10 protein-coding genes are annotated in these 14,437 nt (G+C 70.7%); 2 read left to right on the top strand and 8 right to left on the bottom strand.

What is annotated here, in order from left to right; genetic code table 11:
• Positions 1-41: 41 nt before the first annotated feature.
• The 3 genes from ACJ8AN_RS33810 to ACJ8AN_RS33800 form a co-directional block, all read right to left on the bottom strand.
• Complete coding sequence (locus ACJ8AN_RS33810) at positions 42-1,913, bottom strand: CotH kinase family protein (protein WP_407759680.1); 1,872 nt, start codon at positions 1,911-1,913, stop codon at positions 42-44.
• Positions 1,914-2,044: 131 nt separating this feature from the next.
• A complete protein-coding gene (locus tag ACJ8AN_RS33805; RefSeq protein WP_407759679.1) occupies positions 2,045-3,829 on the bottom strand; it encodes a protein kinase domain-containing protein in 1,785 nt (594 codons plus the stop codon).
• 396 nt (positions 3,830-4,225) lie between these two features.
• Entirely contained in the window at positions 4,226-5,290 is a 1,065-nt protein-coding gene (locus ACJ8AN_RS33800; RefSeq protein ID WP_407759678.1) for a mannose-1-phosphate guanylyltransferase, read from the bottom strand.
• A 107-nt stretch (positions 5,291-5,397) separates the two neighbouring features.
• Here ACJ8AN_RS33800 and ACJ8AN_RS33795 point away from each other — a divergent pair, with 107 nt between their 5' ends.
• Together ACJ8AN_RS33795 and ACJ8AN_RS33790 are read left to right on the top strand one after the other, a co-directional pair.
• Complete coding sequence (locus ACJ8AN_RS33795) at positions 5,398-8,154, top strand: GDSL-type esterase/lipase family protein (RefSeq protein ID WP_407759677.1); 2,757 nt, start codon at positions 5,398-5,400, stop codon at positions 8,152-8,154.
• A gap of 1 nt (position 8,155) precedes the next feature.
• The gene (locus ACJ8AN_RS33790; protein WP_407759676.1) at positions 8,156-9,580 is read left to right on the top strand and encodes an MBOAT family O-acyltransferase; all 1,425 of its coding nucleotides are present in this window, start codon (positions 8,156-8,158) and stop codon (positions 9,578-9,580) included.
• A gap of 1 nt (position 9,581) precedes the next feature.
• Here ACJ8AN_RS33790 and ACJ8AN_RS33785 read toward each other — a convergent pair whose 3' ends face one another.
• From ACJ8AN_RS33785 to ACJ8AN_RS33765, 5 genes are all read right to left on the bottom strand, one after another.
• Entirely contained in the window at positions 9,582-10,829 is a 1,248-nt protein-coding gene (locus tag ACJ8AN_RS33785) for a hypothetical protein (RefSeq protein ID WP_407759675.1), read from the bottom strand.
• Between the two features lie 149 nt (positions 10,830-10,978).
• On the bottom strand, positions 10,979-12,301 hold the full coding sequence (locus tag ACJ8AN_RS33780) for a sensor histidine kinase (RefSeq protein WP_407759674.1): 1,323 nt from the start codon (positions 12,299-12,301) through the stop codon (positions 10,979-10,981).
• A 21-nt stretch (positions 12,302-12,322) separates the two neighbouring features.
• Positions 12,323-12,703, bottom strand: a complete 381-nt coding sequence (locus ACJ8AN_RS33775) for a response regulator (RefSeq protein WP_407759673.1) — start codon at positions 12,701-12,703, stop codon at positions 12,323-12,325.
• Between the two features lie 201 nt (positions 12,704-12,904).
• Complete coding sequence (locus ACJ8AN_RS33770; protein WP_407759672.1) at positions 12,905-13,498, bottom strand: CoA pyrophosphatase; 594 nt, start codon at positions 13,496-13,498, stop codon at positions 12,905-12,907.
• Positions 13,499-13,500: 2 nt separating this feature from the next.
• Positions 13,501-14,394 carry an undecaprenyl-diphosphate phosphatase gene (locus ACJ8AN_RS33765; protein WP_407759671.1) on the bottom strand — a complete coding sequence of 298 codons (894 nt, stop codon included), beginning with the start codon at positions 14,392-14,394 and terminating at the stop codon, positions 13,501-13,503.
• Positions 14,395-14,437 lie beyond the last annotated feature (43 nt).

Below are 14,437 nucleotides of genomic sequence, written 5' to 3'. Positions count from 1 at the left end.
ACGGCTCGCTCCGTTTACGCTCGAGTTTCCCCTCAAGGGCCTCACGGCCCGGCCTGGCTCCCGAAGGACTCGGCGCCACGCGGCTGCCGCCCGTAGGCCTCGCCCGGCTCGAGCGGTGCCAGCCACAGCAAGTCGAGCGCCGTCTTCCCGTCCGCCGCGAAGAGCGACACCTCGGGGTGCTTGGGGTCCATCGTCGCCCCCAGTGCCTCCGGCCCGGCCGCGCCCTGGCGGAAGGTGACGGCCTGTCCGGGCTGCACGGTGAGGGCGGGCAACGTCCACTGCCCGGGCACCCGCGTGTGGCCCGAGAGCCGCAGTCCCCCCAGCGCCACCGGCGTGGAGCCCCGGTTGTACAGCTGCACCCAGAAAGCTCCCGAGGCGTCCCGGCCCACGCGGTCGATGACGAGCGCCCCGCTCCCGAGTGCTTCGAGCTCGCGGATGTGGCGCTGCAACCACTCGCGGCGCTCGTGCACGAAGCGGTGGAGGTACTCGGCGCTGCCCGCGGCGTGCTCGGGGCTGACGTACGGGTCCACCGTCTTGCCGTCCTTGCCGGGCAGGATGTACGGGGCGAGCAGCGTGTGCATGGCGTCCACGCGCGCCCCGAGGTTCTTGTCGGTGAACCACGTGTCGAGCAACTGGCGCAGCCGGGCCACGTACCGGGCGCGCAGCCCCGGGTCATCGTAGATGCGCGTGGAGAGCGTGCTCCACGCCGGCTTCATGTCCTGCATGTCCGGGAAGGTGCGGCGGAACTCGGCGAGCTCGTACACGTGCGGGTCGTACGCCGTGAAGCTGAACAACGGATGGTCATCCTTCACGCCCTGGAGGACCGGGTTGGTGCGGTTGTAGAGCGACAGCGCGTTGTTGAGGTCCCACGGCACATACGTCCACCGCCCCGTCCCGCGGTCGAGCACGAGGTAGCTGCGCGAGTCACCCTGCAAGTCATTGGCGAGGAACGTCTCCAGCGCCAGCCAGGTGAGGTAGTCCTCCAGCTCCAGCCGCTCCTGCGCGAAGGCGGAGAAGCGGTGCGACGGCGTGCGGTTGACGCCCTCGAGGAAGCTCCACAGGGCATCCAATGGCTCCTTCTCGTTCGTCTTCTTGTCCCAGGCCTCCTGGTACTGCTCCTGGGGCGGCTGGCGCATTTCACAGTCGTGCATGCCGCAGCGGTAGAGGTCCCCGTCCTCGTCGAAGCCGTGGGCCGCGAGGAAGTCCTTGTTGAGGGACTCCAGCTCGGTGAAGACGCCCTCGTACCGCGTGATGACGGTGCCATCGGCCTGGACGAGGCGGAGCTTCACGTGGACGTAGCGCGCTCGCGGCACTCGCAGGCCCACGCTCGCGGCCAGGTCGTACCAGAGCTTCTCGGTGAGGTAGCCCGCGTCCTTCCACTCCGCGAGCAGCTCGAGGTTCTTCTTCCCCTCGAAGCGGTTGTCCTTGTCGAAGCGCACGTCCCAGGACTTCTTCACGATGCGCGGGTCCGTCTTCGTCGAGCGCCCGCGGAAGCTCAGCTCCGTGGGGTACGCGCGGCCCTCGTGGGTGAACTGGCCCTTCACCGAGAAGTCCTTCGAGGGCGGGTCCAGCAGATGGTCGTAGAGCGCCTGGTAGTCCTGCTGCGAGAGCGTCAGCTCGTAGGTGGAAATGGACGTCTGCAGCGCCGGCCACTGCGGCTTCGAGGGCGAGGGCCGCGAGCCCGTCTGGCCGCCCCCATCCGGTGTGCCCGCGTCCGGTGGCGTCCCGGCGTCCGGTGTCGTCCCGGCGTCCGGTGTGCCCGCGTCCGGCGTCCCCGCATCGGCACGTGCCCCGGCATCGGTTTGCTCGGGAACGGTGACGTCCGAGGAACCATCGCACGTGCCGGCCAGGTCTCTCTGACCGTCACACGCCCCCAATACGAGAAGAATCCCGGTGAGCAGCGCGATTCGCATTCACTCCACCCTGGAGCAAGTGGTGCGCCAGGGCCGAAACGCTGTCCGCGCGAGGAAAGAGGGAAGCCCGCGGGTACATGTGGAGAAGTGAGCTACCCAGGGCGGGTGCGGCGAGGCCCTGGGGAGGGCACTCACATGGACGCGGAGGCGTGCGCCGGAGCCTGGGTGGTTGCCGTGCGCATCCGCTGCACGAGCGACTGGTAGTAGCGGTGCAGCGAGATGTTGAGCGGATCCATCCGGAGCGCCTCGGCGTAGCGCGACAGTGCGCCGTCGAGCACGTTCTGCGCCTCCAGGATGATGCCCTCGTCGAAGACAGCACGCGCCCGGTCCTCGGCGTCCGGACGGGTGGCGAGGAAGGCCTGGCGCAGACGCTCCAGCGCGCTCGGCTGCATGCCCGTGGCCATGCAGCGGGCCACGCCGCGGAAGTTGCCCCGCGACGCATCGAAGCGCGCGCGCGCCATCGGCTCGCCGAGCGTCCGCCGCGCCATCTCCAGCTTGTTGCGGAGAGCCTCGAGCGCCTGGCGCTGCTCGGCCGGCAGGGGCCGCTGCCAGAAGGGCTCCAGACGGCGCTCGGCCTGCGTCACCCGCTGGAGCACCTCCGGGAAGTCCGCATGCGGGTGGACGGACAGCAGCGTGTACGGGTCCTTGCTGCACGCGGCGGCGCGCGACAGCAGTTGGGCGAGCTCCGCGTCCGGCTGCGGCTCGGCCGGGGGCGGCGCCAGCGCCTGGGCAATGAGGCGGCGCACGTCCTCGGAGGGCTCGGCGAAGTGCAGGATGTAGCCCTGGCGGCCGCCCCAGGTGCGCGCCTCCTGCGCGGGCAGCAGGCGCACCACGTCACACGCGCACTCGAGCGCCCAGCCATTCAGCGACAGCTCCGCCTGCAGGCGCGCGCCGAGCCGCGGCAGCGTCCCATCACACGCGATGCGCAGGCCCTCCTCGCTCACGTCGTTCACGAAGACGGGCTGGAGGCCCAGGCCCTCGGGGTCCTCGAGCCGCACGCGGAAGGCCGGAGGCGCCATGCACCCGAAGGCGGGCCGGTGCATGGCCTCGAGCAGCGCGGCGCGGAAGGAGCGGGCGCTGAAGAAGCGGTCATCCGGACGCAGCGACATGGCCTGCATCAGCACCGCGGAGAGCGCCTGCGGCACGCGATCCTCGATGAGGTGGGGCGGCAGCGGCCGGGTGGGCTTGTGCACGAGCAGCATCTCGCCCATGCGCCCGCCACCGCCGAAGGGCAGCCGGCCGGTGAGCAGCCGGTAGCCCAGCACCGCGAGCGCGTACAGGTCCGCGCGGCCATCCGGCTCGGCGCGCACCCACAGCTCGGGCGCGAGGTAGGCCGGGCTGCCCACCACCATGCCGGCGGAGAGCTCCTCCTCGGAGAGGGCCGTGCTCAGGGTGGCCGACATGCCGAAGTCGAGAATCTTCACGCGCCGCTCGCCCTCGCGGTCCGTGGTGAGGACGAGGTTCTCCGGCTTGAGGTCGCGGTGGACGGCGCCACAGGCGTGCGCGGCCTCGAGCCCCTCCAGCACCTGCGAGAGCAGGAACACGGCCTCCGCGGGCGGCAGCGGCAACGGCAGCTGCGACAGCGGGGTGCCGTCGGCGTACTCCATCAGCAGGCAGTGGTGGCCGCTGGGCGCCTGGCGCACGTCGAGCACCCGCGCCACGCTCGGGTGGATGAGGTGCTGAAGCGAGCGCCCCTCCACGTAGAAGCGGTGCAGCACCGCCGGATTGGCGGCCAGGTGCGAGTGGAGCACCTTCACGGCGAAGCGCGCGCCGCTCGACGGGTGCTCGGCCTGGTACACGGTTCCCAGCGCTCCCGCGCCCAGCTTGCGCACGAGGACCAGCGGTCCATGACCCATGCCGGACAGCGCCTCGCTGTCACACGGCGAACCCTCGAGCCGGGTGCAGGGAACATTCATCGGATGCTCGGTGAAACAGTGTGTGCAGCCCATCGCCGCCCCCCAATGCGATGAAGCTTTGCAACCTCCATGCACCCTTGCTTCGTCACGCAGCCAACGGGGCAAGGGGCAGCAGCGCCGTTGACAGCTCGCTCGGCGCTGGCGCCGACCGGTAATTCCTGCAAACGAATCCCTGAAAAAACAGACGTCCCTCTCTTCTCCCGAGAGAAGAGAATGACTGGCGGGCCTCACCCGCCCTGTACGCGAGGGCTGTGCGTCACCACACCCCGGGTGTCGGACTCGAGTGCGATTGCGTCGTTCCGTCGCCGGGCTGGCCGGAGGCATTGTCGCCCGGTGCCCATTGCAGCGGACCCGGGGGCGGCGTGCCTCACCCCGGGCCGCGTGCTTCACGAAGGGCTACAGATACTTCTCGCGCTTGCGGGCCTTGAGGGCCTCCACCACCTTGCGCACGTCCTGGCTCTTGTCCTTGGGCACCACGAGCACCGCGTCGCCCGAGTCCACCACCACCATGTCGGTGAGGCCCACCACCGTCAGCGGGCGCTTGTCGGCGAGCACCACGCAGCCCTTGCAGTCCACCACCACCGCCTCGGCGCCGGAGACGACGTTGCCGTGCTCGTCCGCGGGGCGCACCTCGGGGATGGCGGCGAAGGAGCCCACGTCCGACCAGCCGAAGTCACCGGGCAGCACCGCGATGTTGGTGGCCTTCTCCATCACGCCGTAGTCGATGGAGATGGAGGGCAGCTTGGGGAACACGCGCTTGAGCACCGACGCGAAGGTGCGCTTGCCGGCCGCCTTGCGCAGCGCGTCCAGCCCCTTCTTCATCTCCGGCATGTGCTGGTCGAACGCCTTCAGGATGACGTCCGCCCGGAAGACGAAGATGCCCGCGTTCCACAGGTACTCGCCCGACTCCACGTAGCGCCGCGCCGTCTCCGTGTCCGGCTTCTCGCGGAAGGCCTTCACCTGACGGCCACCGCCCTGCATCGCCCCGCCCACCTGGATGTAGCCGTAGCCCGTCTCCGGGCGGTTGGGCTTGATGCCCAGCGTGACGAGGTGCCCCTGCGCGGCCACCCGCGCCGCCTCCTCGATGGTCTTCTTGAAGCCCGGCACGTCCGCCACGTGGTGGTCCGAGGGCAGCACGACGAGGATGCCCTCGGGGTCCCTCGCCGCCACCTGCACCGCGGCCAGGGCGATGGCCGGCGCCGTGTTGCGCGCCACCGGCTCCACCAGGAGGTTCTTCTTCGGCAGGCCCTTCACCAGCTTCGCCGCCTGCTTCGCGTGCAGGGGACCGCAGACGATGAGGGTGTCCTTCACCGAGGCCAGGCCCTTGAGGCGCGAGGCGGTGTCGGTGATGAGCGGATTCTTCGAGGCCAGGGGGAGGAACTGCTTGGGCCGCGCCCTGCGGGACAGGGGCCAGAAGCGGGTGCCGGAACCACCGGCCATGATGACGGGATGGAGGGTCATGGGCGGCGCACCATAGCGCCTCGCATGCCGACCGCCAGAGGCTCGCCCGCCCGGCTGCCCCACGAACGTGAGCAGGAGTTTTGACCCCGTCCCGAAAAGCCAGTCTCATGCCGGGCGCGTTGGAGTCCAAGCACACATCGGTGTTGTTGACGCTCGCCGTCACGCTGGCGCTCGCGGTCGGGCTGTCCCTGGCCCCGCTGCCGGAGGCGTGGCGCCCCATTCCCAGCCTCGCGCAGGGGCCGGTGGTGCCGCAGCTCGTCGCGCTCGTCACCACCTCCAGCGCCGCCTCCAAGCGCAAGGCCGTGGGCGTGGAGCCCGACACCGGCCGGGGCTCGCCGCAGATTCCCGCCCTCCCCGAGGAGGAGGTGCCCGAGGAGGAGGTGGCGCAGGCCGATGGCACCGACGCGGGCACCGGCACCGCCGCCGAGGAGCCTCCGCCCACCCTCGCCGTCTCCGACTCGCTGGGGCTCGCGGGCCTGGGCCCCGCCATGCACGACAACGCGCTGCGCATGGAGGCCCTGCGCGAGAAGATGGGCGCCCTGCACGTGGACCTCGAGCCCGGCTGCCGCCGCATGGGCACCTCGGGGTGCGAGGAGAGCGGACTGGCCCCCTTCTTCGACGCGCTGCAGGCCCTGCACGACGGCATCCGGACGCAGCCCGTGCGCGTGGAGCACCTGGGCGACTCGCTGATCGCCTCGGACCACATCACCGACGTGGCGCGCGTGCGGCTGCAGGACCGCCACGGCTCGGGCGGCAAGGGCTTCCTCTACATCGACCGCCCCACCCGCTCGGGCCGCGGCGTGCGCGCCGGCGTGGCCTCCGAGGGCTGGGAGTTCACCCGCATCATCGACCGCGCGCCGCCCAAGGACCGGCTGCCCTTCACCGGCGTGGCCTTCGCCGCGGGCAACGCGGGCCCCCAGGACGTGCGCTTCGCTGTCGAGGACGCGCATACGGCGGAAATCTTCTTCCTCGCCCAGCCGGGTGGCGGCTCCGTGCAGGTGTCCGCGGACGGCAAGCCACTGCAGAAGGTGCAGACGCGCTGGACGCCGGCCGAGGTGGCCTACGCGAAGGTGAAGCTGCCCGAGGGCGCCAAGACGCTGACGCTCAAGACGAAGGGCAAGGTGGAGCTGCACGGCGTCTCGCTGGAGAACGGCAACCCGGGCGTGGTGTACGACACCATCGGCCTGCCGGGCGCGTACGCGGGCGTCTTCCTGCGCACGCACCGGCCCTTCTTCCGCTCGCAGCTGCGCCAGCGCAAGCCGTCGCTGGTGGTGCTCATGTTCGGCGGCAACGAGGCCTTCCGGCTCTCGCGCGACTGGACGAAGCCCGAGGAAATCAAGCAGGAGGCCGAGTCGCTGGTGAAGCTGGTGCGCGAGTCCGTGCCGGACGCCGCGTGCCTCGTCTGGTCGCCCATCGACGCGGCCGTGCGCACCATGGGCGGCGAGCTGATTCCGCGCCGGGGCTCGCGCATGGTGGCGGACATCTTCCGCGAGGTGGCGAAGGAGGGCGGCTGCGCCTACTGGGACGCGCTCAACGCCATGGGCGGAGAGGGCGCGGCCATCCGCTGGCTGTCGGCCGGCATGCTCAACGAGGACCTCATCCACCCGCGCTCGAAGGGCTCGGACCTGCTGGGGCACCTCTTCGACCTGGCCATCCAGCGCGCCTATGCCGCGAGCCACCCGCCGCGCACCGCCCTGGACGCCGCGGGCCTGCAGAACGGAGAGAAGACGCTCACCGGCACCTTCTCGCGCCTGGCCTCGCTGGAGAAGGGCGAGAACACGCGGGTGGGCTTCCTCCAGCTGGGCGCCTCGCACACGGCCTCGCACTTCTTCACGGACGCGGTGCGCAACGCGATGACGAAGCGCTTCGGTGACGCCGGGCGCGGCTTCATCGCCGCGGGCAAGGCGTCGGACCGGCTGAAGCCCGCGGGCGTGGTGCGCGAGCTGGTGGGTGAGTGGACGGTGGAGGACGCGCTACAGGCCACCACGCCGGGACAGGCCTGGGGCCTGAGTGGCATCCGCGCGGTGGGTGCGCCCGGGGCCTCGCTGCGCATCCGCTACTGCGATGGTTGCACCGCCGCCGCCACACCTCCCGCGCGGCTCTCGCTCTACTGGCTGGACGGGCCCGGCTCCGGGAAGATGGAGCTGAAGGTGGACGGCAGCCCCGTGCCTCCCGAGCCGCCTCCGCCCGAGCCCTTCGCCACGCCCACGGTGCGCATCCGCTCCTTCCCCGTCACCGGCCCCGCCCACGAGGTGGAGGTGCTCAACCAGGGCGGGGGCTCGCTCACCGTGCTCGGCGCGGCGTTGGACCTCGAGCAGAAGGGCATCGCCTACGACGCCGCGGGCCTGCCGGGCTCCACCGCCGCCACGCTCGCCAGCGAGGATCCGGTGGCACTCGCCGCGCAGCTCTCCTCGCGCAAGCCGCAACTGCTCGTCTTCTGGTACGGCACCAACGAGAGCGCCCTGGCGGACCTGGACGCGGACAAGCTGCGCACCGAGTACGGCGCCCTCATCGCCCGCCTGAAGAAGGACGCGGGCGGCGCCGAGTGCCTCCTCATCGGCACCACCGACCGGATGCAGCAGCGTCCGGACGGCACGTGGGAGGAAGCGCCCGCGCTCGCCCGCGTGGTGAAGGCGCTGCCCGAGGTGGCGAAGGCCCAGGGCTGCGCGTACTGGTCCGCGCGGGCGGCCATGGGCGCGGGCGGCATGACGCGTTGGCAGCACGAGGGGCTGGGCCACACGGACGGCACCCACCTGACGCCCGAGGGCTACGAGAAGCTCGCGGGCATGTTCCTCTCTGATCTGCTGGCGGCCTACGAGTCCTTCAAGGCCCAGCCACCGGAGCTCGCCTCGGAAGGCCGCTGACGTGTACTTCCACAGCCTCCAGTTCGTCTTCTTCCTCACCGTCACGCTCGCCCTGTACTGGTCGGTGCACCGCCACAAGTGGGCGCGGCTGGGCGTGTTGATGGTGGCGAGCATCATCTTCTATTCGATGTGGACGCCGTGGCCGCTGCTGCTCTTCTTCGGGGCCACGGCCATCAATCACCTGTGCATCAAGGGCTTCGGGCGCTTGCAGTCGCCCGGGGCGCGCAAGGCGCTGCTCACGGTGTCCATCGTCAGCACGCTCGGGGTGCTGGTCGTCTTCAAGTACGCGGACATGTTCCGCGAGACGGCGGTATCGCTGCTCGGCCCGCTGGGCGTGCACGTGCGCACCGAGCCCTTCAAGCTGCTGCTGCCGGTGGGCCTGTCCTTCTTCACCTTCCAGGCGCTCAGCTACGTGCTGGACAGCTACCGCGGGCAGATTGCGAAGGAGCGCACCTTCTTCGAGCACCTGCTCTACCTGCTCTTCTTCCCGCACCTGGTGGCGGGCCCCATCGTGCGCGCCTCGCACCTCATCGAGCGCTTCGACGAGGTGCCCTCCATCACGGCCGAGCAGGGCGGCCAGGGCCTGTACCGCATTGCGGTGGGACTGGCGAAGAAGCTGGTCATCGCGGACGTGCTGGGCAGTGGCCTGGTGGATCCGGTGTTCGCCACGCCCTCGGCGTACACGTCGGCCGAGTGCTTCGTGGCGGCGGTGGCCTACAGCTTCGAGCTCTACTTCGACTTCTCGGCGTACTCGGACATCGCCATCGGCACGGCGGCGCTCTTCGGCTTCAAGTTCGAGGAGAACTTCAACCGTCCCTACCTGGCGACGAACCTCTTCGACTTCTGGAGCCGCTGGCACATCAGCCTGTCCCACTGGCTGCGCGACTACCTCTACCGGCCGCTGGGCGGCAACCGCGTCTCCAAGCCGAGGGCACTGCTCAACCTGATGATCACCATGGGGTTGGGCGGCCTGTGGCATGGAGCGGACTGGCGCTTCGTCATCTGGGGCCTCGCGCACGGAGTGATGGAGTGCATCATCCGCGTGTGGTGGTGGGTGACGGGGAAGCCGCCGACGGAGGGCCCGGTGGCGAAGGTGCGCGCGGGGATTGGCTGGGTGGCCACGTTCCTGGTGGTGGTGCTCACGCGCATCGTCTTCCGCTCGCCGACGCTGGGGCGTGCGGGGGAGATGTTCGGGCGCCTCTTCGAGGGCACGCTGGGGCTGGCCAACGTGAGCACGCTCGTGTGGTCGATCCTCGCGGTGGCGGCGGTGAGCCATATGACGCCGCTGCGCTGGTTCCACAAGGCGGGCGACATCTTCGTGCGGCTGCCGGTGCCGGTGCGCGCCGTGGTGCTGGTGCTGGTGGGACTCGGAGTGCGCCACCTGACGTCGGTGGAGACGCGCCCGTACGTCTACTTCCAGTTCTGAGTCACGCCGCCCAGCGGCGCACGATGCGGTCCGTGACCTCGGCCTGGGCGGAGTCCGAGCGCACTTCCATGCCCACGCCGCGGCCTGCCAGCCGGTACACCGGCCCGCTCCCGGAAGCCGTGCCCGGACGCACCTCGTCCGCGAACCACAGCTCCCCACCGCTGGCCGCCACGACCTGCCGCATGCGCACGTCGAAGTCGGCCTCGGGCAGCAGCCGCAGCTGCTCCACCAGCAGTTCCATCGTCACGTCCGCGTCGGGGCTCGGCGCGTCCGGGCCCGCGAGCAGGCGGAACACCTCGGCATAGCGGTGGGCCGGCAGGAAGGCGGCGTAGTCGGGCCGCAGCACCGCCACCCCGGGCTCCGCCCGCTGTCCGGTCCGCGAGCGCTCCGGGGCGCTCATCGCCGGAAGCACGGACACCTCGCGCACCCGCGGCGTGCCATCCACCTCGCCGAGGAAGGGCGAGCGGCGGTGCAGGTCCAGCAGCGCGGCCAACACCCCGGCCCGGCCCGCATGGCGCACCGTGAGCACCCGGTCCCCCTCCACACGTACCGTGCCCCACGCCGGCAGCGCGGTGATGCCTCCGGGCGCGATGGACTCGAGCGACACCTGCACCGGCTCGCCGACGCGCGGCTGCCACATCAGCCGCTTCGAGGTGAGCCAGAACCGCCCCGAGCACCGCAGGTGGAAGTAGAGCGCCAGGGCGCCGCCCACGACGAGCAGCGGCGCCGGATTGCCGTGCCGCTCCAGCCCGTGGCGGTTGGTGATGACGAACAGCGCCAACACCCACGAGCCCGGCCAGGACAGCACCTGGCGCCAGCCCTGGGTGCCCTCGAGCAGCACGGGCTCGTCGTGCCCGGGGGGCTGAGGCAGGGGCTCGCGCAGCAGCGTCTCCATCCGGCCGAGCACCTCGAGCAGCGACGTGCCCTGCCGCCGGGTGAAGTGGGCCAGCCGCTTGCGCGCCAGCGCCTCCAACCGCTTGCGCTGCAGGCGCAGCAACCCGTGGGAACCCCCGTCCTCCAGCAGCTCGCGCACATCGGCCTCGAGCTCCCGCGCCTCCCGCAGCCGGTCCGGGTGCGTGCGCAGCAGCCGCTTCCAACGCGGCGAGCGCAGCATCCGCAGCAGTCCGGTGTAGCAGGCCAGCGCCCGGGTCAGGACCTCCCAGGCGTGGCGTGCTTCGGACTCGGCACTCCCCTCGTTCAGGGAGGAAACCGCGTTGGGGGGTACGCCGTGGGGGGAGGCCAGGAGCATTCCGCGAGTCCTCTCGACAGGGTCCCCTCCAAACGGCCTGGACCTGGGGGGTTAATCCAAGTCACGTCTTTTTACCGGGCGTGAAACGCCGGAGGGCACACGGGCGAGCATAGCCTCCCCTGCCCGCCCTCCGCCAACCCCGGGCCGCGTCAGACCGGGCGCCGCCGCATGCCCCCGTCCGTGGACGGCTCGTACGCGAGCACCGGCACGAGCGGCAGGCGCAACCGGAAGCACGTGCCCTGGCCCAGCTCGCTCTCCACCTCGACGCGGCCGCCGTGGGACTTCACGATGCCGTGCACCACCGACAGCCCCAGCCCCGTGCCCTCTCCGGCGGGCTTGGTGGTGAAGAAGGGCTCGAAGAGGTGGCGCTTCGTCTCCTCCGTCATGCCCGAGCCGGTGTCACGCACCTCCACGTGGATGGACTCGCCCTCGCGCCGCGTGGTGACGCTCACCCGCCCTCCGGACGCGGTGGCCTGCCCCGCGTTCACCAGCAGGTTCACCAGCACCTGGACGATCTGCCGCGGACGGCCCACCACCACCCCCACCCCGCCCAGCGCCTTCTCCACCCGCACGTGGCCCAGCTGGCCGTGCGCGATTCTCAGCGCCGTCTCCACCTCGGCGTCGAAGTCGTAGCTGCTGTGGGCCTCGGGGTCCCCGCGCGCGAAGCGGCGCAGGTCCGCGACGATGGAGTTCACCCGCCGGATGCCGTCCAGCGTGGCCGGGAGCACGTCGTCCCGGTACTCCTGCATCAGCGCCGACAGGTTCTGCTCGTCGCGGATGTCCCGGAGCATCGAGTTGACGTTGCTCGTCACGAAGCTCATCGGGTTGTTGATTTCGTGCGCCACGCCCGCCGCCAGCATGCCCAGGCTGGAGAGCCGCTCGCGCTCGAGCGCCCGCTGGTGCATCTGCTGCAGCTCCTGGTGCGTCTTCTCCAGCTCCTCGCGCTGCCGCGCCGCCTTCTCCAGCATCTCGCGCAGCAGCAGGGCCCGCCGCTCCGACACCAGGTAGGCCGACACGCAGAACACGTCACAGGCCAGGGCCAGCGCCAGGTCGCCGCCGGTGCTCAACGCCACCGCGTTCACCCCCACCAGGTAGAGCGCCATGCGCGGGCGCACCCACCGGTCCCCCCCGTGGAACCAGAGCATGTTGAGCGGCACCGCGAGCCACACCATCGGCGGCCAATCGGTGAGCACGCCCCCCAGTGCGATGCCTCCCCCGTTGACCAATATCCGCGCCGACTCGGCCACGGAGCGGCCGAAGCGCTGGGCGAGCCGCTCGACGGCGAACACGAGGAACAGGGTGCCGCCCGCGAAGAGGGCCGTCAGCCCGAGCACCACGTCCCACTGGCCCCAGAACCACACGAGGAGCAGGAGGTTGAGCATCAGCGGGCCCACGCCCACCAGCGGTTGGATGCCCTGGTGGACCCGCTCGGGGTCCGCGTCCACCGTGGCCTGATTCGCTTCCGCTTCCATTCGGATGGGACGGGGGCCCGCTCAGGGTCCCGAGGAGACGGAGCCCTGGCCGCCGAGGAGCGCGCGGACGTCGGCGATGAGCCGGTCATCGTCCCACGGCTTGCTGATGAAATGGGAGATGACCCCGGGCTGCCCGCCGCCGGTGGATAGATCCGCGTGGCCGGAGATGAGCACCCGGACGGCCTTGGGCGCGAGGCGCACCACCTGCCCGAGCAACTCCAGCCCGTTCATCCCCCGCATGCGGAAGTCGGAGATGACGACGTCCGCCGGGAAGGAGGCGAGCTTCTCGATGGCTTCCTCGCCATTGAGCGCCACCTCGATGGAGAAGCCCTCGCGCCGCAACAGGCGGCGGAGGGCTCCGACGACATGCACTTCATCATCGACGATGAGAATCCTGGCCATGGGGGCTCCGAGCCACACCGGCACGTGGCCCCACCCTACCACCAGCGGGTGGGCATTCCTCGTGCCTGGACACACCTGGGACAGGCGAACGAGCGCTCAGCAGACGGTTGGGTGGAGGAACGGATGCGGAAGCATGGAAATCTCGTTGGGACGAGACTCCGGGAATCATACCAAAGACCCCTCCACCCCGCTCGCCACCCTTCAGCGGGAGGGGGGAGGAGAGGACAGTTCGGCGGCCAGCCGCAGCAGGTCGCGCAGAATCCGGCCGGTGGCGCCCCAGATGACGTGGGTGCCGTAGGTATAGAAGTCCACGTCGTACTCCATGCCCCGCACGGCGCGACGCTCGGTGCGGCGGATGGCCGGCTCCATCAGGTGCGGGAGCGGCACCTCGAGGACGAACTCCACCTCGTCCGGGTTGGGCCGGTACTCCAGGCCCTGGGGGATGACGCCCACGAAGGGTTGGATGCGGAACTCGGTGAGCGTGGGCACCTCGTCCAGGGCGCCGAGCACGCGCACCCCGGAGACATCAATCCCCAGCTCCTCGCGCGTCTCGCGCAGCGCGGTGTGCAGCGGCGTGGTGTCCTCCGGGTCCCTCGAGCCACCGGGGAAGGAGTACTGGCCGGCGTGGTGGCGCAGCGTGGTGGGACGCTTGGTGAAGACGATGTGCGGGGTGCCCTCGCGCAGGAGCAGGGGCACCAGCACCGCGGCCTCGCGCAGCACGAGCCCGGGCAGGTGGAGGGCCCGGGGAGCCCGGGAGGCGAGGTGGTTCTCGAGGGCGTCGAAGAGGGGATTCACGGCTACTCCGTCAGCTGCTTCTCCACGGGGACCTTCAGGGGCTTCGCCGGGGTGTCCGTGTTCTCCAGCCCGGAGCCCGGGTGCAGCACGCCGTTGTGCAGCAGCACCAACAGCACCACGCCCAGCACCACCCGGTAGCCGATGAAGACGAGCGTGGAGCGCTTGCGCAGATAGCTCAACAACCAGGAGATGGCGGCCATGCCCGAGCCGAAGGCCACCAGCGTGCCCACCCAGAGGGCCGCGGCCGAGGGGCGCTCCGTGGCCTCCAGCAGGTGCTTGAGCTCGAAGATGCCGGCCAGGGTGGTGGCGGGGATGGAGAGCAGGAAGGAATAACGTGCCGCGTCCTCGCGCCGTAGCCCCAATGACAGGCCCCCGGTGAGCGTGGTGCCCGAGCGCGAGGAGCCGGGGATGAGGGCCAGCGCCTGCCACAGCCCGACGATGAGGCCATCGCGCCAGCGCATGTCGTCCACGGTGCGCTTGTGCGAGGCGAGGCGCTCGACGACGAAGAGCACCCCGGCCAGCACGATGAGGCTGGCGGAGATGACGTAGAGCGAGCGCAGGTCCGATTCAATCCGCTTCTTGAAGGCCAGCCCCAGGATGCCGATGGGCAGCGTGCCGATGAGCACGAACCAGGCGAGGCGCGAGTCGGTGGTGCCGAAGGGCTCGCGTTTCACCAGGCCCTGGAAGAAGGCACGGGTGAGCGAGACGAGATCCTGGCGGAAGTAGATGAGCACGGCGGCCACGGTGCCCAGCTGGATGACGGCCGAGTAGGCCGCTCCCGGGTCCGGCCAGCCGAACAGCTCCGGGACGATGCGCAGGTGCGCGGTGGAGCTGATGGGCAGGAACTCGGTCAACCCCTGCACCAGCCCGAGGACGATGGCTTGAAGGAGACTCATATGTGTGGGGAACCGGATGTATGCGCTACCCTGCGGGGCAGCA

Origin of the sequence: Archangium sp. (assembly GCF_045802675.1) — a bacterium.
In the GTDB taxonomy this organism is placed as follows: domain Bacteria; phylum Myxococcota; class Myxococcia; order Myxococcales; family Myxococcaceae; genus Archangium.
This window is presented reverse-complemented; position numbering and strand designations above follow the sequence as displayed.

Coding starts and splice junctions, on each gene's coding strand:
- ACJ8AN_RS33810 (WP_407759680.1), bottom strand. CDS start 1,913: ATGCGAATCGCGCTGCTCACCGGGATTCTTCTCGTATTGGGGGCGTGT.
- ACJ8AN_RS33805 (WP_407759679.1), bottom strand. CDS start 3,829: ATGAATGTTCCCTGCACCCGGCTCGAGGGTTCGCCGTGTGACAGCGAG.
- ACJ8AN_RS33800 (WP_407759678.1), bottom strand. CDS start 5,290: ATGACCCTCCATCCCGTCATCATGGCCGGTGGTTCCGGCACCCGCTTC.
- ACJ8AN_RS33795 (WP_407759677.1), top strand. CDS start 5,398: ATGCCGGGCGCGTTGGAGTCCAAGCACACATCGGTGTTGTTGACGCTC.
- ACJ8AN_RS33785 (WP_407759675.1), bottom strand. CDS start 10,829: ATGCTCCTGGCCTCCCCCCACGGCGTACCCCCCAACGCGGTTTCCTCC.
- ACJ8AN_RS33780 (WP_407759674.1), bottom strand. CDS start 12,301: ATGGAAGCGGAAGCGAATCAGGCCACGGTGGACGCGGACCCCGAGCGG.
- ACJ8AN_RS33775 (WP_407759673.1), bottom strand. CDS start 12,703: ATGGCCAGGATTCTCATCGTCGATGATGAAGTGCATGTCGTCGGAGCC.
- ACJ8AN_RS33765 (WP_407759671.1), bottom strand. CDS start 14,394: ATGAGTCTCCTTCAAGCCATCGTCCTCGGGCTGGTGCAGGGGTTGACC.